The organism is Shinella yambaruensis (genome assembly GCF_050859155.1).
Classification (GTDB): domain Bacteria; phylum Pseudomonadota; class Alphaproteobacteria; order Rhizobiales; family Rhizobiaceae; genus Shinella; species Shinella yambaruensis.
The window spans coordinates 193,461-214,168 of sequence record NZ_CP150641.1; the positions used below are offsets into that span (position 1 = coordinate 193,461).

Annotated in this window: 16 protein-coding genes; 9 read left to right on the forward strand and 7 right to left on the reverse strand. The window is 68.0% G+C overall.

The features are described from left to right. Positions 1–127: 127 nt before the first annotated feature. A complete protein-coding gene (locus tag WMC41_RS28730; protein WP_064333568.1) occupies positions 128–985 on the reverse strand; it encodes a LysR family transcriptional regulator in 858 nt (285 codons plus the stop codon). Between the two features lie 92 nt (positions 986–1,077). Here WMC41_RS28730 and WMC41_RS28735 point away from each other — a divergent pair, with 92 nt between their 5' ends. From WMC41_RS28735 to WMC41_RS28775, 9 genes are all read left to right on the forward strand, one after another. Continuing rightward, complete coding sequence (locus tag WMC41_RS28735; protein WP_432349647.1) at positions 1,078–2,409, forward strand: aspartate aminotransferase family protein; 1,332 nt, start codon at positions 1,078–1,080, stop codon at positions 2,407–2,409. Between the two features lie 13 nt (positions 2,410–2,422). Continuing rightward, positions 2,423–2,881, forward strand: a complete 459-nt coding sequence (locus WMC41_RS28740) for a cobalamin B12-binding domain-containing protein (protein WP_244768882.1) — start codon at positions 2,423–2,425, stop codon at positions 2,879–2,881. Beyond that, positions 2,878–3,870 carry a methylmalonyl Co-A mutase-associated GTPase MeaB gene (meaB, locus tag WMC41_RS28745; protein ID WP_432349648.1) on the forward strand — a complete coding sequence of 331 codons (993 nt, stop codon included), beginning with the start codon at positions 2,878–2,880 and terminating at the stop codon, positions 3,868–3,870. Before WMC41_RS28740 ends, meaB begins: the two co-directional genes overlap by 4 nt. Further along, positions 3,867–5,567: a methylmalonyl-CoA mutase family protein gene (locus WMC41_RS28750; RefSeq protein ID WP_432349649.1), complete on the forward strand. Its 1,701-nt coding sequence runs from the start codon at positions 3,867–3,869 to the stop codon at positions 5,565–5,567. Before meaB ends, WMC41_RS28750 begins: the two co-directional genes overlap by 4 nt. 8 nt (positions 5,568–5,575) lie before the next feature. Beyond that, positions 5,576–6,325: an enoyl-CoA hydratase/isomerase family protein gene (locus WMC41_RS28755; protein WP_432349650.1), complete on the forward strand. Its 750-nt coding sequence runs from the start codon at positions 5,576–5,578 to the stop codon at positions 6,323–6,325. Positions 6,326–6,327: 2 nt separating this feature from the next. Next, on the forward strand, positions 6,328–7,959 hold the full coding sequence (locus WMC41_RS28760) for an AMP-binding protein (RefSeq protein WP_432349651.1): 1,632 nt from the start codon (positions 6,328–6,330) through the stop codon (positions 7,957–7,959). 147 nt (positions 7,960–8,106) lie between these two features. Next, positions 8,107–10,056 (forward strand): PrkA family serine protein kinase, encoded by a 1,950-nt coding sequence (locus tag WMC41_RS28765; RefSeq protein WP_288082152.1) that lies wholly within the window; start codon positions 8,107–8,109, stop codon positions 10,054–10,056. Positions 10,057–10,081: 25 nt separating this feature from the next. Then, the gene (locus WMC41_RS28770) at positions 10,082–11,404 is read left to right on the forward strand and encodes a YeaH/YhbH family protein (protein WP_432349652.1); all 1,323 of its coding nucleotides are present in this window, start codon (positions 10,082–10,084) and stop codon (positions 11,402–11,404) included. Positions 11,405–11,416: 12 nt separating this feature from the next. Continuing rightward, on the forward strand, positions 11,417–12,958 hold the full coding sequence (locus WMC41_RS28775) for a SpoVR family protein (protein ID WP_432349653.1): 1,542 nt from the start codon (positions 11,417–11,419) through the stop codon (positions 12,956–12,958). Positions 12,959–13,210: 252 nt separating this feature from the next. On the opposite strand, the gene WMC41_RS28780 is transcribed toward WMC41_RS28775, so the two are convergent. The 6 genes from WMC41_RS28780 to WMC41_RS28805 form a co-directional block, all read right to left on the reverse strand. Further along, a complete protein-coding gene (locus WMC41_RS28780) occupies positions 13,211–15,586 on the reverse strand; it encodes a polysaccharide biosynthesis tyrosine autokinase (RefSeq protein ID WP_432349654.1) in 2,376 nt (791 codons plus the stop codon). A 77-nt stretch (positions 15,587–15,663) separates the two neighbouring features. Beyond that, entirely contained in the window at positions 15,664–16,569 is a 906-nt protein-coding gene (locus WMC41_RS28785; protein ID WP_272808917.1) for a UTP--glucose-1-phosphate uridylyltransferase, read from the reverse strand. A 4-nt stretch (positions 16,570–16,573) separates the two neighbouring features. Further along, positions 16,574–17,593, reverse strand: coding sequence for a glycosyltransferase family 2 protein (locus WMC41_RS28790; protein ID WP_432349655.1), 1,020 nt, complete (start codon positions 17,591–17,593; stop codon positions 16,574–16,576). Then, a complete protein-coding gene (locus tag WMC41_RS28795; RefSeq protein WP_432349656.1) occupies positions 17,590–18,516 on the reverse strand; it encodes a glycosyltransferase family 2 protein in 927 nt (308 codons plus the stop codon). Before WMC41_RS28795 ends, WMC41_RS28790 begins: the two co-directional genes overlap by 4 nt. After that, complete coding sequence (locus WMC41_RS28800) at positions 18,513–19,511, reverse strand: glycosyltransferase family 2 protein (protein ID WP_432349657.1); 999 nt, start codon at positions 19,509–19,511, stop codon at positions 18,513–18,515. The genes WMC41_RS28795 and WMC41_RS28800 overlap by 4 nt, the downstream gene beginning before the upstream one ends. After that, positions 19,501–20,700, reverse strand: a complete 1,200-nt coding sequence (locus tag WMC41_RS28805) for a glycosyl transferase family 1 (protein ID WP_432349658.1) — start codon at positions 20,698–20,700, stop codon at positions 19,501–19,503. The genes WMC41_RS28800 and WMC41_RS28805 overlap by 11 nt, the downstream gene beginning before the upstream one ends. Positions 20,701–20,708 lie beyond the last annotated feature (8 nt).

A 20,708-nucleotide genomic window follows, 5' to 3' on the forward strand; every position in this document is an offset into this window, starting at 1 on the left:
ATGCGGTAAAACAAAGGGTTAGAGCGTTTTCGCGATTCGGAGAAAAGCGGAAACGCATCGAGGACGCAGGCATCGCGTCCGGGAACCGGACCGGCCGCGGCGGGGAGACCTGCCGCGGCCGTTCGCGTCACAGCGTCGGCAGCACCGCGCGGATATGGTCGGCGAAGGCGATCGTCGCCGGTGATGCGTCGCCGTCGGCGAAGGCGATCAGCATGCCGAGATGCGGCAGGTGCGGCAGCGGCGCGTTGAGGATGTGAAGGTCGGGCGGCACGGCCTCCTGCGTCATGACGCAGATCGCAAGGCCGGAGCGGGCAAGGCCGATGAGGCCGGCAAGGCTGTTGCTGGCATAGGAGATCTTGTAGCGCAGCCCCGCCCGCGCCATCGCCTCGCAGGCCGCGCGGTGGTCCATCGCATTGGAGGCCGGCAGCGCCAGCGGCACCGTATCGCCGAAATCATGCGCCTCCAGCGTCGGCTTGCTGCCGACCCAGACCAGCGGTTCGGTCCGCACGATATTGTCCACGTCGGCAAGATTGGGCGTCGAGACCAGCGCCAGGTCGACCTTGCGCGACGGCAGGAGGGCGCGCAATTCCGCGGTCGGGGCGGAGACCACCTTGATCTCGACATCCGGATAGCGCGTGCCGAAACTCTTCAGCAATATGGGAAAGAACGACAGGAGGTAGTCCTCCGGGCTGCCGAAGACGATGGAGCCGTGCAGGCCCTTTTCGGAAAAGGCGGAGACGGCCTCGTCGTGCATCTTCAGGATGCGCTCTGCATAGGCGAGGAAGCGCTCGCCGCTTCCCGTCAGCCGCACGCCGCTGCCGCTGCGGTGCAAGAGGCTGTGCCCCAGCATCTCCTCCAGCCGCTGCATCTGCATCGTCACGGCCGATTGCGTGCGGCCGACCTGCACCGCCGTGGCGCTCAGCGAGCCGGAGTGGGCGGCGTTGACGAAGGTGATGAGCAGGCGAAGGTCCAGCGGTCCCAACATATCAGTTTTCCTTATATCGGAATCCAAATACTATCAATTTTACAGAGATCCTGCCAGCCGGTATCGCTTGTGCAACGGCATCGGAGGCTCACATGTCACGCAATCAGGACCCCGCCTTCTGGGCGGCCGCACGCAAGCACCTCATCCGCTACGGCGGAAGCTTCGACCCGGCCATCATCGAGCGTGCCGAGGGCTGCTTCGTCTTCGATGCCGACGAGCGCCCGATCCTCGATTTCACCTCCGGGCAGATGAGCGCGCTCGTCGGCCATTCCCATCCGCACATCGTCGCCACCGTCCAGCGCCAGATGGGCGCGGTGGCGCATCTCTTCAGCGGCATGCTGTCGCGGCCCGTCGTGGACCTTGCCGCGCGGCTGGCGGCGCTGGCACCGGGGCTCGACCGGGTCATGCTGCTGTCGACCGGCGCGGAATCCAACGAGGCGGCCATCCGCATGGCCAAGCTCGTCACCGGCCGGCACGAGATCGTTGCCTTCTCCAAGAGCTGGCACGGCATGACGGGCGCGGCGAGCTCGGCGACCTACAGCGCCGGCCGCAAGGGCTACGGCCCCGCCATGGTCGGCTCGCTCACCATTCCCGCCCCCAACACCTTCCGACCGCGCTTCCGCCATGCGGATGGCAGCCTCGACTGGAAGACCGAGCTCGACGACGCCTTCGGGCTGATCGACAGCCAGTCGGTCGGCAGCCTCGCCGCCTTCATCGCCGAGCCGATCCTGTCGAGCGGCGGCATGCTGGAACTGCCGCCCGGCTATCTGTCGGCGCTGAAGGAAAAGTGCCGCGAGCGCGGCATGCTGCTCATCCTCGACGAGGCCCAGACCGGCATCGGCCGCACGGGCACCATGTTCGCCTTCCAGCGCGACGGCGTGACGCCGGACATCCTGACGCTCTCCAAGACGATCGGCGCCGGCCTGCCTCTGGCGGCCGTCATGACGACGGCGGAGATCGAGGACATCGCCCACGAGAAGGGCTACCTCTTCTACACGACCCATGTCTCCGATCCGCTGCCGGCGGCCGTGGGCCTCGCCGTGCTCGACATCGTGGAGGAGGAAGGGTTGGTCGCGCGCGCCGGCCGGCTCGGCAGCCGGCTGTTCGAGGGCCTGTCGCAGCTCAAGCAGCGCTTCGACTGCGTCGGCGACGTGCGCGGCCGCGGGCTGATGCTCGGCGTCGAGATCGTCAATCCGGACCGCAGCGCCGACCACGAGCTCGGCAGCCGCATCGCCGCCGAAGCCTTCCGCCGCGGGCTCAGCATGAACATCGTCAAGCTGCCCGGCATGGGCGGCGTGTTCCGCATCGCGCCGCCGCTGACGATTTCCGAGGAGGAGATCGACCTTGGCCTTGGCATCATCGCCCAGTCCATCGAGGCGGCATCCGTCTCCGGTGCCCGCGCGCCGGGCATTGCGGCTGAATAGGGAGAAAGAGCGGATGCGCGACGCGAACCTTGCCGGCGAAAGCCTTTCCACCGGGCCGGCCGAGGCCCCCGACACCATCCGCGTCCTCGTCGCCAAGCTCGGCCTCGACGGCCATGACCGGGGCGCCAAGGTGGTGGCGCGCATCCTGCGCGACGCGGGCATGGAGGTCGTCTATACCGGCCTCTACAAGACGCCGAAGGACGTCGTGCAGGCGGCGATCCAGGAGGACGTCGACGTCATCGGCGTCAGCCTGCTCTCCGGCTCGCATGTCCCGCTGTTCCGCGAACTCGGCCGCTGTCTGCGCGAGGAGGGGGCCGGGCACATCCTCGTCGTCGCGGGCGGGGTCATTCCCGAGCAGGACTATCCCGCGCTGCTGGAGGGCGGCGTCGATGCCATCGTGCCCCAGGAGGCCCGTTCCGACCTGATCGTCACGACGATCACCGACCTCGTCACGGCGCGTGGCCGGATATGACGGTCGTCACCCATTCCGCAAGTCCGCGGCGGGCGGCCTATGTCCCCTCGGCCGACCTGGTGAAGGACGTGCTGGCGGGCCGGGCCATCGCCATCGCGCGGATGATCTCGCGCGCGGAGGAAGGATATCCGGAGGCCGCCGCGGCGCTCGCCGAACTCTACAGGCTCGGCGGCAAGGCCCATGTCATCGGCATTACCGGCGTTCCGGGGGCGGGCAAGTCGACCCTCGTCTCGGCGCTGATCAAGGCCTATGCCGCCGAAGGCCGCAAGGTCGGCGTGATCGCCGTCGATCCGAGCAGCCCCTATTCCGGCGGGGCGATCCTCGGCGACCGCGTGCGCATGAGCGAGACGGCGGCCGCCGGCGGCGCCTTCGTGCGCAGCATGGCGACGCGCGGCCATCTCGGCGGGCTGACGCGGGCGACGCTCCAGGCGGTCGACGTGCTGGATGCGGCGGGCTACGACCCCGTCATCATCGAGACCGTGGGCGTCGGGCAGGACGAGGTGGAGGTGGTGACGGCCGCGCACACCGTCGTCGTGCTCTCCGCGCCGGGCCTTGGCGACGACATTCAGGCGATCAAGGCCGGCATCCTCGAGATCGCCGACATCCACGCCGTCAGCAAGTGCGACAAGCCGGAGGCCGCCGCGACGGTCTCGGCGCTGCGCGGCATGCTGGCGCTCGGCGGCGAGCGGCCCGGTTCCCGCCGGGCGCCGCCGGTCCTGCCGGTCAGCGCCGTCTCCGGCGAGCGCATCGGCGAACTGAAGGACGCCATCGGCGCGCATTGGGCGCATCTCAACGAGAGCGGCGAACGGGTCGAGCGCCAGCGCGCCATGGGCCGCACCCGCATCCTCGGCACGGCCCGCCATCTCTTTCAGCAGAAATTCCAGGAAGCACCCGAAACGCTCGAAAGGCAGATCCGGGCGGTGGCGGAACGGCGGATGGATCCCGCCGTCGCCGCGCGGGCCCTTCTGGGTTGGGAGGAAACACCATGAGCGACGCCCATCTCTTCTCCGCCTCCGCCATCGACGCCATCCGCCAAAGCCAGGCGGAATGGGAGGAGGGCGCGCTTGCCGCCTTCCTCAAGACCCGGCCGGAGGAAAAGGACGTCTACGAGACGGAGAGCGGCATCCCGCTGAAGCGGATCTACACGGCCGCCGACGTTGCCGACATTCCGGCCGAGGAGCTCGGCTTTCCCGGCGCCTATCCCTTCACCCGCGGCGTCTACCCGACGATGTATCGCGGCCGCCCCTGGACGATCCGCCAGGTCGCCGGCTTCGGCAATCCCGAGGCGACGAACCAGCGCTACAAATACATGATCCAGACCGGCCAGACCGGCCTTTCGACCGACTTCGATCTGCCGACCCTGCTGGGGCTCGATTCCGACGACCCGATGGCCTTCGGCGAGGTCGGCCGCGTCGGCGTCGCCATCGACACGATGGACGATATCGACCGCCTGTTCGACGGCATCGACCTGGAGAAGATCTCGGTCTCGCTGACGATCAACCCCTCGGCCTGGGTGGTCTATGCCATGTTCGTCGCCGTGGCGGAGCAGCGCGGCTGCGACCTTGCCAAGCTGACCGGGACGCTGCAGGCCGATCCGCTGAAGGAATATGTCGCCCAGAAGGAGTGGATCTATCCCGTGCGCCCGGCCGTTCGGCTCCTGCGCGACCTCATCATGTACAGCGCCAGGGCGACGCCGAAGATCAATCCCGTCAGCCTCAGCGGCTACCATCTCTCCGATGTCGGCGGCAACGCGCTGCAGGAGATCGCCTTCACCATGGCCTTCACCATCGCCTATTGCGAGGAGGTCACGAAGGCCGGCATGGACATCGACGATTTCGCCCCGCGCCTGTCCTTCTTCTTCATCAGCCACCAGGATTTCTTCGAGCAGATCTGCAAGTTCCGCGCCGCGCGCCGCGTCTATGCGAAGATCATGGCGGAGCGCTTCAAGGCCAGGAAGCCGGAATCCATGCGCCTGCGCGTGCATGTGCAGACGGCGGCGATGAGCCTCACCAAGGTCGAGCACCACAACAACCTCATGCGCACCGCCATCCAGGCGCTCGGCGCGGTGCTCGGCGGCTGCCAGAGCATGCACACCAACGGCCTCGACGAGGCCTTCGCCATCCCCACCGAGGAGGCGATGAAGCTTGCCATCCGCACCCAGCAGATCATCCGCGAGGAGATCAACGTCACCTCGGTGATCGACCCGCTCGGCGGCTCCTATTTCATCGAGCGGCTGACCAGGGACATGGAGACCGAGATCTGGAAGATGCTCGACGAGGTGGAGGCGCGCGGCGGCGCGGTCAAGCTGGTGGAGGAAGGCTGGTTCCAGCAGAAGCTTGCCGATTCCGCCTATGCCACCTTCAAGAAGATCGATTCCGGCGAGAAGATCTCCGTCGGTGTCAACAAATTCGCCGACGAGGCAAGCAGCACCGCCGAGGTGCATATCCACCCCTATGACGAGCAGTGCACCCAGTTGCAGATCGACCGGCTCCAGGCGGTGCGGGCGAACCGGGACGATGCGCGCATCGGGGTGCTGATGCAGGAACTTGTCGAGCAGGCCCGGTCGGAGGACATAAACCTCCTGCCCAAGACCATCGAACTGGTCAAGGCGCGGGCGACGCTCGGGGAGATCTGCGGCGCGCTGCGCGGCGTCTGGGGTGCCTATGCCGAACCGATGATCGTGTGAGGCGGATGATGAACGAGACTGTCCTTTCCACCCTCGAAGGGCCGATCGCCTGGATCACGCTCAACCGGCCGGAGCGGCTGAACGCCATGAACCGGCCGCTCGTCGACGGGCTGATCGCGGCGCTTTCAGCCGCCGAGGCGGACGACGCCGTCCGCGTCGTCATCCTCAAGGGCACCGGCCGGGCCTTCTGCTCGGGCGACGACCTCAAGGACCTCGACGCGCAGACCGCGTCGGAGGCCGAGACGCAGGACTGGGTGGAGGCCATCCAGGCCGTCACGCGCCACATCATGCGTTCGCGCAAGATCGTGATCGCCGCCGTGCACGGCTGGTGCGTCGGCGGCGCGCTGGAATGGGCGATCAACTGCGACTTCCGGCTTTTTGCCGAGAACACCCGCTGGTTCTTCCCCGAGGTCGGCTACGGCCTGTTCGTGACGGGCGGCGTGACCGCGCTCCTGACCAAGCAGGTCGGCCCGCAGGTCACCAAGGAACTGCTCATCCTCGGCGAACGCCACGATGCGCAAAAGGCTCTGGAGACCGGCATCGCCTGGAAGGTCGTGCCGGACGATACCTTGCTCGATGCGGCCCGGCAGCTCGCCCTTGCGATCGCCAGCCGTCCGGCGGGCGCGGTGGCGGATGTCAAGCGCGCCATCAATGACGGCTTTCACTCCTCCCTCGAGGACGCGATGGCGCAGGAGACGGCGGCCACGGTCCGCGGCTTCCTTTCTCCCGCGGCGCAGGCAAAGGCAAAAGGGTTCTGACCGTGTCCATCATTCCCGCCTTCCCGTCCCTTTCGCCCGTCCCGGGCCTTCACGACGACGCGATCGAAGAGCGTGTCCTGCCGAAGATCCTCGTCAGGCAGGCCGAGCGTTTCGGTTCCAACCCCTTCCTCGACATCTGCGGCCGCACGGCTAGCTTCGAGGAGATGCTGGACCTTACCTGCCGGCTTTCCGGCGGCCTTCGCCGGCTGGGCGTCGGCCGCGCCGACCGGGTGGCGATGCTGCTGCCCAACTGCCTTGAACTCGTCGCCACCTGGTTCGCCGTCTCCAGCCTCGGGGCGATCGAGGTGCCGAACAATCCGGGGCTGAAGGGCGACCTGCTCTGCCACAATCTCAACAATTGCGGGGCGGAGGTGCTGGTCGCCGATGCGGCTGCCCTGCCGGAACTCGCCATCGTGCAGGACCGGCTGCCGACGCTGCGCACGCTCATCCTCGTCGGCACCGATCCCGTAGAGGCGCGCGCGGCGGGGATCCGGATCGACCGCATCCTGCGTTTCGAGGAATGCCTCGCATCGCCCGCCGCCCTCGACCTTTCGGCCGTGCATTACAGCGACCCGATGGCGATCCTCTACACGTCTGGCACGACGGGCCCGGCCAAGGGCGCGCTGATGTCGCACCACCATTGTTACGCCTGGGCGGCGGCGATGGCGGCCAATCTCGGCTATCGCACGGACGACAGCTACTTTTCCGCCCTGCCGCTGTTCCACACCGATGCGCAGATGTTCGGCGTCTACCTGCCGCTGATCTACGGCACCAGGGCGACGCTCGTCGACGGGTTCAGCGCCTCGCGCTTCTGGGCGCAGGTGCGCGACAGCGGCGCGACGGCGACCAACCTCCTCGGCGCCATGGCCGTCATCCTCCTGCGCGCGCCGGCGGAGGCGCGCGACGGGGACAATCCGGTGCGGGTCTGCCAGTGCATTCCCATGGTGCCGGACAAGGCGGCGTTCGAGAAACGCTTCGGCATGCGCCTCGTCACCGGCTACGGCCAGACGGAGACCAGCTTCGTGACGCTCGACACCGTCGACGACACGAGGTCGGGCTCCTGCGGCAGGGCGCATCCCGACTGGGAGGTGGCCGTCGTCGACGACAGGGACCGCCCGCTGCCGCCCGGCAGCATCGGCGAGATCGTCTCGCGTCCGAAGAAGAGCTGGAGCATGTTCTCCGGCTACTATCGCGCCGAGGCCAAGACGGTCGAGACGCTGCGCAATCTCTGGTATCATTCGGGTGATGCCGGCGTGATGGACGCGGACGGCTGGCTCTACTTCAAGCACCGGCTGAACGAGGCGATCCGCCGCCGCGGCGAGAACATCTCCGCCTACGAGGTGGAGACGCTGGCCGAGCAGCATCCCGACATCGTCGAAAGCGCCGCCTTCGGCATCGCCTCCGAGTTCACCGAGGAGGACATCATGGTGGTGGCCTTCCGTCGCCCCGGCTCGACGCTCGATGCGGCCGGCCTGCTTGCGCATTTCCGGGCGAACGCGCCGCGCCACATGGTGCCGCGTTATATCGAGATCACCGACGCGCCGCTGCCGCGCACGCCGACGGAAAAGGTGGCGCGCAGCGTGCTGCGCCAGCGCGGCCTCGGCCCGGCGACCTTCGACCGGGGATCGCGCTAGGCTGCACGGCCCGGCGGGGCCATGGAGAAGCGGCGATCCGCACACATTCGCTTGAAGAGGGGGGAACAAATTGCAGTCGTTGGCGTTCCAGCGTACACTACAGGCGGGAGATTCGATACCCCCGGCTGACGACCGCAGGAGCGTTCCATGGGAACCACTGGCAGCGACGTTTTCGATCTGTTTTCAAAGGCTTACGCAAGTACTGCGCAGGAAGAGCTGAGCCTTCAGGAGTACTTGCTGGCCTGCCGTGACGACAAGAGCATGTATGCCACCGCGCCCGAGCGCATGGTGGCGGCCATCGGCGCGCCGACATTGATCGACACCAGCGCGGACGAGCGCCTCGGCCGGGTCTTCGCCAACCGCACCATCAAGATCTATCCCGCCTTCTCCGATTTCTTCGGCATGGAGGACACGATCGAACGCATCGTCGGCTACTTCCGCTATGCCGCCCAGGGGCTGGAGGAGCGCAAGCAGATCCTCTACCTGCTCGGTCCCGTCGGGGGCGGCAAGTCCTCGCTCGCCGAACGCCTCAAGAAGCTGATGGAAGAGCAGCCGATCTATACGCTCGCCATAAACGGCAAGATCAGCCCGGTCTTCGAATCGCCGCTCGGCCTCTTTTCCCGCGACCGCATGGGCGAGCTGCTGGAGGACAAGTACGGCATCGCCCAGCGCCGGCTCACCGGCCTCATCTCGCCCTGGGCAACCAAACGGCTGGACGAGATCGGCGGCGATATCTCCAAGTTCAGCGTCGTCAAGCTGATGCCCTCGCGCCTGCGCCAGATCGCCATCGCCAAGACGGAGCCCGGCGACGAGACCAACCAGGACGTGTCCGCCCTCGTCGGCAAGGTGGATATCCGGCAGCTGGAGAACTTCAGCCAGGCCGACCCCGACGCCTATTCCTACAGCGGCGGCCTCAACCGTACGACCCAGGGGCTGCTCGAATTCGTCGAGATGTTCAAGGCGCCGATCAAGGTGCTGCATCCGCTGCTGACCGCCACGCAGGAAGGCAGCTACAACGGCACGGAGAATTTCGGCGCCTTCCCCTACCAAGGCATCGTGCTCGCCCATTCCAACGAATCCGAATGGCTGCAGTTCAAGCACAACAAGAACAACGAGGCCTTCCTCGACCGCATCCTCGTCGTCAAGGTACCCTATTGCCTGCGCGTCACCGAGGAACGGCTGATCTACGAAAAGCTGCTGCGCGAGAGCGAGCTGGCCGACAGCCCCTGCGCGCCGGAAGTGCTGGAGAACCTCAGCCGCTTCACGGTCGCAACGCGCCTTTCCCCGCACGAGAACTCGCCGACCTACACGAAGATGCGGGTCTATGACGGCGAGAACCTGAAGGACACCGACCCCAAGGCGAAGTCCCTGCAGGAATACCGCGATGCCGCCGGCATCGACGAGGGCATGACGGGCGTCAGCACGCGCTTCGCCTTCAAGGTGCTGTCGGAGACCTTCAACTACGACACCAAGGAGGTCGCGGCCGATCCCGTGCACCTCATGTACATCCTGGAACAGGCGATCCGGCGTGAGCAGTTTCCGAAGGAGGTCGAGGCGAACTATCTCGACTTCATCCGCTCCGAGCTTGCCGCCCGCTATGCCGAGTTCATCGGCCACGAGATCCAGAAGGCCTATCTGGAATCCTACAGCGAATACGGCCAGAACCTCTTCGACCGCTACATCGCCTATGCCGATGCCTGGCTGGAAGACCAGGACTTCAAGGACCCCGACACGGGCCAGATCCTCAACCGCGAGATCCTCGACAGCGAGCTGTCGCAGATCGAAAAGCCCGCCGGCATCGCCAATCCCAAGGACTTCCGCAACGAGGTGGTGAAGTTCACCCTGCGCGCCCGCGCCCGCAACAACGGGCGCAATCCCGCCTGGACGAGCTACGAGAAGCTTCGGGAAGTCATCGAGAAGCGCATGTTCGGCCAGGTCGAGGATCTTCTGCCCGTCATCAGCTTCGGCTCGAAGAAGGACAGCACGACCGAGAAGCAGCACGCCGAATTCGTCCAGCGCATGACGGCGCGCGGCTATACGGGCCGCCAGGTCCGCCGGCTCGTCGATTGGTACATGCGCGTCAACAAGGCCGGCTGACCATGCCGAAGCGGGGGATTGGCGCATGCCGAATTTCATCGATCGCCGGCTCAATCCCAAGGACCGGAGCCTCGGCAACCGCCAGCGTTTCCTCAAGCGCGTGCATGACGAGCTGAAGCGCACGATCCGCGACCAGGTGAAATCCGACAGGATCGCCGACGTGGACGCCGCCCATGGCGTGCCGATCCCGCGGCGCGGCGCGGACGAGCCGAGCTTCCGCCATTCCGGCGCCAGCGGCGAGCGGGACCATGTGCTGCCCGGCAACCAGACCTTCTCGCCCGGCGACCGGATCCGCAAGCCCGAGACGGGCCCCGGCGGCGGGGGCAACGGACGCGGCCCCGGACGCGGCGAGGCGGCGGACGATTTCCTCTTCATCCTGTCGCGGGAGGAGGTGCTGGACCTCTTCTTCGAGGACCTGGAGCTTCCCGATCTCGTGAAGCTCAATCTGCGGGAAACCGTCACCTACAAGCCGCATCGCGCCGGGCTGACGACATCCGGCACCCCCACCAACATCAATGTCGGGCGCACCATGCGCAACAGCTTCGGGCGCCGCATGGCGCTGCGCCGCCCGAGCGAGCGGGAATGCCGCGTGCTTGCCGACGAGATCGCCGCGCTGGAGGGGGAGGAGCGGCTGTCGCTGTCGCAGCGCAACCGGCTCGCGCAGCTGCGGCAGGAGCTGGAGGTGTTGGAACGCCGGCGCCGGCGCATCGCCTATGTCGATCCCGTCGACGTGCGGTTCAACCGCTTCGAGCGCCAGCCGCTGCCCAATGCGAGCGCGGTGATGTTCTGCCTGATGGACGTTTCCGCCTCGATGGGCGAGCGCGAGAAGGACCTGGCAAAACGCTTCTTCGTGCTCCTGCACCTCTTCCTCAAGCGCCGCTACGAGCGCATCGACATCGTCTTCATCCGTCACACGGACGAGGCGCACGAGGTGGACGAGGAGACCTTCTTCTTCAGCAAGCAGAGCGGGGGAACGATCGTCTCGACCGCGCTGGAGGAGATGCAGCGCATCATCATGGACCGCTATCCCTCCAATATCTGGAACATCTACGCCGCGCAGGCCTCCGACGGCGACAATGCCAATGGCGATTCCGAGCGCTGCGCCTCGCTGCTGCGCGACGAGCTCATGAAACTCTGCCAGTACTATGCCTATGTCGAGATCATCGACGAGCGCGAAAGCGAGATCTTCGGCACCACCGACAACGGCACCTCGCTCTGGCGCGCCTATCGCACGGTCGACGGGGCGGTGGGGAATTTCCAGATGACGCGCATTTCCCGGCCCGCCGACATCTACCCCGTCTTCCGCAAGCTCTTCGCCCGGCACCAACCCCGCTCCGCGCGCGGCTGAGGGGGCGAGCGGATGGCGAAGCGACCGGCCTCCTCCCTGCTGTTCGAAGGCTCCGAATGGAATTTCGCGACCCTGTCGCGGGCCTATGACGCGATCGAGGCCATCGCGATCGGCGAGATGGGGCTCGACGTCTACCCGAACCAGATCGAGGTCATCTCCTCCGAGCAGATGCTGGACGCCTATTCCTCGGTCGGCATGCCGCTGATGTACCAGCACTGGTCCTTCGGCAAGCGCTTCGTCTTCGAAAGCCACCTCTACCGCAAGGGCTATCGCGGCCTCGCCTACGAGCTCGTCATCAATTCCAATCCCTGCATCACCTATCTCATGGAAGAGAACACCATGCCGATGCAGGCGCTCGTCACGGCCCATGCCGCCTTCGGCCACAACCATTTCTTCAAGAACAACTACCTGTTCCGCCAGTGGACGGATGCCAGCGCCATCCTCGGCTACATGGATTTCGCCAAGAAATACGTCGCCAAGTGCGAGGAGCGGCACGGCCCGGCGGCGGTGGAAGAGATCCTCGACGCCGCCCATGCCCTGATGGACCAGGGCGTCTTCCACTATCGCCGCCCGCCGCGGCTGTCCTCGGAAAAGGTGACGGAGCGGGCGCGCGAGCGGCTGGAATACGAGGAGCAGACCTATAGCGACCTCTGGCGCACCCTGCCGACGGCGGGCGGCAATGCCGGCATCGAGGCGGCCGAGCAGGAGGCGCTGGAGCGCAAGCAGGCGCTGAACCTGCCGGAAGAGAACCTGCTCTACTTCCTGGAGAAACACAGCCTGATCCTCGAGCCCTGGCAGCGCGAGATTCTGCGCATCGTGCGCGTCATCGCCCAGTATTTCTATCCGCAGGGCCAGACCAAGGTGATGAACGAGGGCTGCGCCACCTTCGTGCACTATTTCATCATCAACCGGCTGTTCGACCAGGGCCGGATGAGCGAGGGCGCCATGCTGGAACTGCTGGCGAGCCACGCCAACGTGGTCTTCCAGCCGGATTTCGACGATCCGCGCTTTTCGGGCCTCAATCCCTATGCACTCGGCTTCGCGATGATGCAGGACATTGAGCGCATCTGCACCCGGCCGACCGACGAGGACCGGGACTGGTTTCCCACCATCGCCGGCAATGGCGACTGGCGGGGAACGCTGCTCGACGCCTGGGAGAACCACCGCGACGAATCCTTCATCCTGCAATATCTGAGCCCGACGCTGATGCGCCGCTTCCGCCTGTTCCACCTCACCGACCGCGCCGACGAACGGTTCTGCGAGGTCGCCTCCATCCATGACGAGCGGGGCTATTCCGCCGTGCGCGCCGCGCTCGCCCGCAACTACGATCCCGGCGTCAACCGGCCGGATATCCAGGTGATCGACGTCGACCTCCTGGGTGACCGGCAGCTCCGGCTGCGCCACCGGGTGAAGAGCGGCATCCTCCTGAACGAGAGCGACCGCGACGCGACCCTCGCCCATGTCCGCCGGCTGTGGGGCTACAATATCAGCCTGTCCGGCGTGGATGCCGAGACGGGGGCCTCGCTCTACGAGTGCTCGGCGACGGAGGCGTGATTGGCGTGGGAATGTAAAGCTCCCACAAGGGCAGGGCCATCGCCTGTGGAGGAAACCGGTGCTTCCTTCCCTTCTCCCCCGCGGGGAGAAGGTGCCGGCAGGCGGATGAGGGGGATGCCGAAGGCGCAAACGATCCGTTAGAGCCACCCCCTCATCCGACCCTTCGGGCCACCTTCTCCCCGCGGGGGAGAAGGGGAGAACGGCAATGTCGAGTTCCACTTGCAACGATCCCACCCCTGTGGGGAAGGCTCTTCACGCCCTCTGCGACTGCCCCGCCTTCACCGGCACTTCCTTCTCCCGCACACGCACCGGCGGGATCGAATCGGTGCAGTACTGGTCGTAGAGGCTGCGATATTTCTCCGCCGCGCCGAAATCGCTGTAGCGGGGGAGCGCCGCCATGTCCGTCTTGTTGAGCACGACGCCGACGATCTTGGCCTCGATGCGGCTTTCGGCGGCAAGCAGGTCGCGCACCAGCGGCGAGGGGGTCTTGCCCCATTCCACCACGAAGAGGAAGCCGTCCGCCAGCGGCTCGAAGGTCTTGACGTCGACGACCGGGGCGAGCGGCGCGAGATCGACGACGATGTAGTCGAAGGTCTGGCGCAGCTCGTCGAAGAGCCGCTTCATGGCGGCCGACGCCATCAGCTCGTTGGGATGGTGGCTCTCGCCCGCGCCCGCCCGGCCGCCGGCCGGCAGCACGGCGAGCTTGCTGCGGCGGTCGACCTTGATCGCCTGGTTCCACGCGGCCTGCCCGAGCAGCACCTCCACGAGGCCGGCCTGCGGGGTGGGTTTCAGCATGGCGGTGAGGCTCGGCCGGCGCAGGTCCGCGTCGATCAGCAGGGTGCGCTTGCCGCTGGCGGCAAGCAGCGCGGCGAAGTTGATCGCGACGGTGGACTTGCCCTCCTGCGGCAGGGCGGAGACGATGCCGATCACGCGGCTCTCGCGCCCGTGCAGCATCATGTCGCTGGCGAGCCGGGCATGGCGCAGCGTTTCGGCGAAGGCCGAGCCCGGCGCGTCGAGCACGATGCGCGTCATGCGCTCGAAGGGAATGACGTCGCCCTCCTCCGTGCCGCCGTCCTCGGCCCGGGCGGGCTGCGCGCGCTCCTTGCGGGCGCCGACCAGCGGCAGGTAGCCGAGCGGGCGCAGCCCCAGCACGGCGCGGATGTCGTTGCCGACGCGGAAGGCGCGCTCGCGCATTTCCTGCAGCACGGTCAGCGCGCCGCCGCCCATCAGGCCGAGCACCAGCGACAGGCCCATCACCAGCGTCCTGCTCGGGCTGGAGGCCGCCGTCGGCACGCCGGCATCGGAGATCACCCGTGCCTTTGCGATGGGGAAGGACTGCTGCTGCGTCGCCTGCTCGTAGCGGGCGAGATAGGCGTCCGACAGCGTCTTCAGCGCCGCCGCCTGCTGTTCCAGCGTGCGCAGCTGCACCGAGGAGCGGTTCGCCTCGGCATTGCTGCCGGCGACTTTCTCGATGTTCTCGCGCAGCGAGACCTCCCGCGAGCGGGCGACGTCGTAGTCGTTGCGGTAGCTCGCCGTCAGCTGCTGGAGCTCCTGGTAGATCTGCCGGGCGAGGTCTTCCTTCTCGGTCCTGAGCGCCGTCGCCTGGGGATGGTCGGCACCGAAGGCGCGGGTGATCTCCTCTTCGCGCTTGACGACGGCGTTGTAGCGGCCGCGCAGCTCCTGCAAGATGGAATTGTCGCCCTGCCGCGCCGGGATGGTCGCATTGGCAACCGCCTTTTCCGGCCCCTGTTCGACGATCGCGCGGAACTGGTTGTAGCGGGCGGAGGCGCTTGCTGCGTCGGCCTGCGCCACGATGAGCTGGCTGTTGAGGTCGGCAAGCTGCTGTTCCGACATGAGCTCGCCGCGCGCGGCGGTCAGGCCGTTCTCGTTGCGGTAGCGCTCCACCTCCAGCGCTGCGGCCTGCGAGCGTTGCTGGATGTCGGCAAGCCGCTCCTGCAGCCAGGCGCTGGCCTGCTCGCTGGCATGGACATTGGCGTTGAGCTGCTCGGCGAAGAAGGCCTCGGCATAGGCCTTGGCGATGGTTGCCGAAAGCTGCGGGTCGGGCGAGCGGAAGGAGACCGCGACGACGGAGCTGCGCGCGACGCGCTCGACGCCGAGGGCCTGCTGCAGCATCGCCGCCGCCTTCTGCCGCCGACCCTCGGCTTCCGCCTCCGCCGAGGGGGCGGGACCGACGGAGCCGAGGGAGGCGAGCGACTTCACCCAGCCCTTGGCGAGGGAGACGGGCGATTGCGGCGGGTTGAGGATCGTCTCGTTTTCGGAAAGTTCAAGGGCATCGACGACGCGCAGCGCCAGCCGGCCCGATTTCAGGATCTCGATGGCGCTGGCAAGGCGCGTGTCCGCCTGCTGGCTGGTCTGCGGCGTGGTCTCGGCCTCCTCGGCATACCGCGACAGGTCCTCGTCGAGCAGGATCTGGGTCATCGCCGTGTAGAGCGGCGTGGCGAAGACGAGGTAGAGGACGCCGAGCGCCAGCGCCACGACGACGGAGAGCGCGATCAGCCGCGCCCGCCGCATGAGGATCGTCACGAGGCGGTTGAGATCGATGAAGCTGTCGGACGCATCCGGCTCCCTGCGGAAAAGGCTGCCGTACGGCACGGTGCGGTGATGCATGGGGCTCCGTTCTGCCTTTCGGCTCGTTGGTCGCTGCCTATGCGGATCCCGGGCCGGTGGTCCGGGATCTGCTTGTGTCAGGCGGCGCGCGCGCCGCCGCCGTGGGCCATCACGAGATCGCGCAGCGGCTCGAAGAGCGCGCCGCCGAGGTCCGGGCGGGCCAGCGCGAAGGCGACGTTCGCCTCGATGAAGCCCTGCTTCGAGCCGCAGTCATAGGTCCGCCCCTCGTAGACATGGGCATGGAAGGGCTGCGTGGCGGAGAGCTTCAGCATGCTGTCGGTCAATTGGATTTCGTTGCCGGCGCCGCGCTGCTGGCGGGCGAGATGGCCGAACACCTCCGGCTGGAGGATATAGCGCCCGTTGAGGAAGAGGTTGGAGGGCGCCGTGCCCGGCGCCGGCTTCTCCACCATGTGGGTGACGGCAAAGCCGTGCCGCACGGCCGCGCCCCTGCCGACGATGCCGTATTGCGAGGCCTCCTCGGGCGCGCATTGCTCGACGCCCACCACATTGCCGCCGACCTCGCCATAGAGGTCCATCAGCCCGGACAGGCAGCCGCGCGGGCCGAAGGACACCATGTCCGGCAGGAGCAGCGCGAAGGGCTCGTCGCCGATGAGATCGCGCGCGCACCAGACCGCATGGCCGAGGCCGAGCGGGGCCTGCTGGCGGGTGAAGCTCACCGCGCCCGCCGCCGGCAGCAGCCGGCCGAGCTCGCTGACCGCGGCCTCCTTGCCGGAGCGCTCCAGCGAGGAGATCAGCTCCGGCGTGTCGTCGAAATGGTCCTCGATGACCTGCTTGTTGCGGCTGGTGACGAAGACAACATGCTCGATGCCGGCCTCGCGCGCCTCGTCGAGCGCATATTGCACGACCGGGCGATCGACGATGGTCAGCATTTCCTTCGGCATGGCCTTGGTGGCCGGCAGGAAGCGGGTGCCGTTGCCGGCAACCGGGATGACGGCCTTGCGGACGGTCTTGGTTCGCTCCATGGCATTATCCTTTGTTCTTGAGCGGCAGGTCTTCCGCTGTCGTTGGGGAAAGGGCCGCGCGCGGCGCGGCCGTCCTCACAGGGGCCGAGGGCGCCATCAGGCGGCGCCACCGGGCGGCGATCGGCATCGCAAGATGCCGGAGCGCGACGGGATCGCCGAGCGCCACCTTGAGGGCGGGCCCGAGCGAACGGTTCTTCAGATGCTGGACGAGCGCGAGGAAGGACCGCGTCTCTTCGAGGTTGCGCGTGCGCCGGCGCTGGGCGGCGGCCGCCGCGCCCTGAAGCGGGAAGCGGGCGAGAAAACGCCGGTCGCCGGCCAGCATCGCATCGACATGGTGAAGGTGCAGCACGCGCGAGATCGAGCCTTCGCGGATGCGGTAGACATAGCCCGCCTCGGGCACGATGGCTGAGGTCCCGCCCGCGGCGAGCACCGAAGCGAGCAGGAGATAGTCCTCGCCGATGCGCAGCGCCTCGTCGAAGGCAAGGCGCTTCTCTTCAAGGAAGGACCGGCGGAAGACCGGCTTCATGTAGCCGAAAGTGTGCGTGGCGCGAAAAATCCGGTTGGCGTCGATGAAGACGGGCAGCGTCAGGGCCGGCATGGCAGCGAGTTGTGCCGCGTCGAACATCCGCTCCCTGCGGCCGTCGGCATGCAGCACGTCGAGATTGTCGACGACGACGGCGGCACCTTTCGCCTCGGCCGTGGCGATCATGCGGCAAAGGCGATCCGGCCGCATCGTGTCGTCGGCGTCGAGCACCGCGATCCAGCGGCCGCGCGCGGCGGCAAAACCCGCATTGCGCGCCCCGCCCGGTCCGCGGTTGCGATCGAGCGGCAGGAGCGTCAGCCCGGGCGTGCCGAGCGCGGCGACGGCCGCGCGGGTCGCATCCGCCGAACAATCGTCGACGACGATGATCTCCACCGTCACGCCCTCCTGCGCGGCGGCGCTGCGAATGGCGTCGCCGATCGTATCAGCCGCGTTGTAGGCGGCGATCACGACGGAGACATCGGGCGGGAGCGTGCGGGTCATCGCGTCGCGGCCTCCGGCTGTCCGTAGGGTTCGATGGCGCGGGCGCCGAAAAGGCCGCCGATTACGCCGGCATGCAGCAGGCCGCGCAGGAGGAAGCGGTTGCGCTGCACCGGCAGGAGGACGAAGGCCGTCGCCGCCGCAAGGCAGAAGCCGGCCTTCGCGGCCGCCAGCCCCGCCGCGCCGGTCCGGCCCGTGCCGCGCCCGGCAAGAAGCCGGCCATGGGTCTGGCCCATGCGCAGGCGGCGCTGCGCCAGCCAGGAAAACCGGGCGCGCGCGGGCGGAACCGGCTCGTTGACCCAGGCCTCGCCGGCAAAGGCGATGCGCCCGCCGGCGGCGTGCACCTCGCCGAAGAAGGCGGTGTCCTCGCCGCCGCTCCGGCCGAGCGCATGGTCGAACCGGCGGCCGGCGATGGCCGGCGCGGCAAGGCGCAGCAGCACGTTGCAGGTATAGCCGGTGCGGATCTCGCCGCCCACCCAGACGGGGCGGGTGGAATGGAAGTCGCCGCGCCGCATCCAGCCGGGGGCGTCCGGCCCGTACCGTGCCCTGACCGGGCCGAGGACCACGTCGGCGGCGGCCGTCGTCGCCGTGGCGAGCAGGTTTTCGAGCCATTGCGGCTCCACCGTCTCGTCGTCGTCGACGAAGGCGAGGAAATCCGCATCGGCCGCCTCCAGGCAGGCATTGCGGGCGAGCGAGATGTTGCCGGCCGGGCAATGCACATAGGCAAGCGCCATCGGCAGGTTTTTGCGCGCGGCCTCGGCGCAAGGACGGGCGCTCGGCTGGACATCGTTGTCGGCGACGATAATGCGCGCGGTGACGCCCGCCGGCACCGTCAGCGCGGCGAGCGTGGCGAGCGTATCGCCAAGCGCCGCGCGCCGGAACGTGCAGACCGCGATGTCGATGCGGAGCGGGGCGGGGGCCGTCATGCCGCGACCCTCCGCTGGCGGATGTCGAGAAGCTCGCGCCAGAAGCCGGCGGACCAGGCGAAATGCATGATCATCGCCGAGACGGCGGCGAGCGGGCCATAGGGGTTGCGCTGGCCGAGCGCCATCCAGGCGCCGTAGCCGAGGCAGGCCGCCGCCCACAGCACGAAGGGCACGGCGGCGATCCAGGTGATGGCCGCCAGGAACGCCCCGACCGCCACCGGCGCCACCATCAGCGGCAGAAGCTGGCGCAGGCTCGGGCGCGCGCGGTGCTTGAGGAAATTGCGCGCCCGCCCGCGGCCGTAGCGGAAATACTGCTTGAACAGCGGCCCGGCGCTGGCGCGCGGATAGTAGACCATCGCGGTGCGCGCGGTCATCCAGATCCGGTAGCCGGCCGCATGCAGGCGATAGTCGTATTCCGCGTCCTCGTTGGCGGTGAAGCTCTCGTCGTAACCGCCGACCGTGCGGAAGGCGGAGATGCGCATCAGCGCGTGGTGGCCGTGCTCGGCCCAGTGGCTTTGCGCCCCGGCGCGGTGTTTCGCGCCGCCATTGCCGAGCACGGAATTCTGCGCGACGGCGGTGGCCTTCTGGAAGGTGCCGAAGCCGACCGTCTGCATGGCGACGACGACGGAATCGGCCCCGGTCGAAAGGGCTTCCTCGACGAGCACGCGGCAATAGTCTGTGGGATAGGTGCCGTGCGCGTCGATACGGATGAGATAGTCGTGCTCCATGCCGAAGGTCTCGACGGCAAGGTTCACGGCCGCGCTCTGGATGCGCTTGGGATTGTCGAGGAGGTGCAGGTTCGGCACGCTTGCCGCAAGCTCGGCGGCGATGGCGCGCGTGCCGTCCGTGCTGCCGCCGTCGGCAATGACGAGCGTGGCGTTGAGCTCGGCCAGCGCCGGCTCCAGCTGCCGCACCAAGGGCTCCAGGTAGCGCGCCTCGTTGAGGCACGGGATCACGATCAGGCACCGCACGGATGTCACGGGATCAATGGTCATGGCAATCCACCTTGCTTGCGAGAAGAGAGGGAACGGGCGCGGGCTCCGCCGCCGGCGCGCGGAGCGCGGCGAGGCGCTGGACGAATGCGGCGCAATCGGCCCGGTCGTGGATCCAGGGTTTCGGCCCGAGCCTGGCGAGTGCGGCATGGAGCGCCCGGTAGCTGTCGCCGTCGAACGCGGAAAAGCGCGTCACCAGCGTTTCGAGGCGCGCATCGCGCAGCGCAATGCCGATGCCACGCAGGCCGGCAAGCCGCGCGGTCTCGGTTCCGCCGAGAACGATGGGCAGCGCGCCGTGGAGGCATCCCTCGTAGAGCCGGTTGGGCAGCAGCCAGGCGGAGTTCAGCCCCTCCTCGAAGAAGTCGATCGCCCAGGCGAGGTCGACGTCGCCGTAGATGGCGGCAAGGTCCTCCGGGTTGCGGTAGGGGCCTTCGAAGCGGATGAAGGGCTCGCGCGCCACGAGGCCGTCGAAATCGTCGAATTCCGACCGGGCGGGGCGGCCGCGCAGGATCACCTCGAAACGGCCCTCCATGCGCCGCGTGAAGGCGGCGAGGAGATCGAGCGACCTGCGGCAGCGGATCGCGCCGAACCAGCCGATGCGCCAGGGCTCGCCCGCCTGTTTTGCCCGCGGGGGAAGGTCGCCGGCCGGGCCGTCCAGCGCCAGCACGCGGTTTTCCATGAGGTGGACCGGCGCCCTGACGCCGGACAGCGGCTTGAAATAGTGCTCCACGAAGGCCGGCGAGCTGGTGACGAGGAGGCCGGCCTTGCGGGCGAAATGGCGCTCGGCCGCGCGCAGGCCGCGGCTCGCAACGCCCCTGCCGGTCAGCAGCCGGTGGATGTCGAGGCATTCATAGGCGATCGGCACGGTGCCGCCGAAGATACCCTGCGCCCGGCCGGCCAGCGCCAGCATTTCGAGATTGCGCGCGAGGATGACGTCCGGCTGCGCCGTGCCGGCCAGCCGGCGGGAAAGCGTGGCGCCGGCGCGGGCGACGGCGGCAAGGCGCTGGGCGAAGCGGGCGTCCCGGGTGGCGCCGAGTTCCACGGGCACGACGCCCTCCACCGCCGCGAGCCGGTTCTCGCCGCGCCGGAAGCCGGCCAGCGTCACCTCCGCCCCGCCCGCGCGCAGCATCAGCACGCGGCGGCGCACGGCGGGATCGGAAAGATCGTGAACGAGATAGAGCACCCGGAGCATCGGCGGTG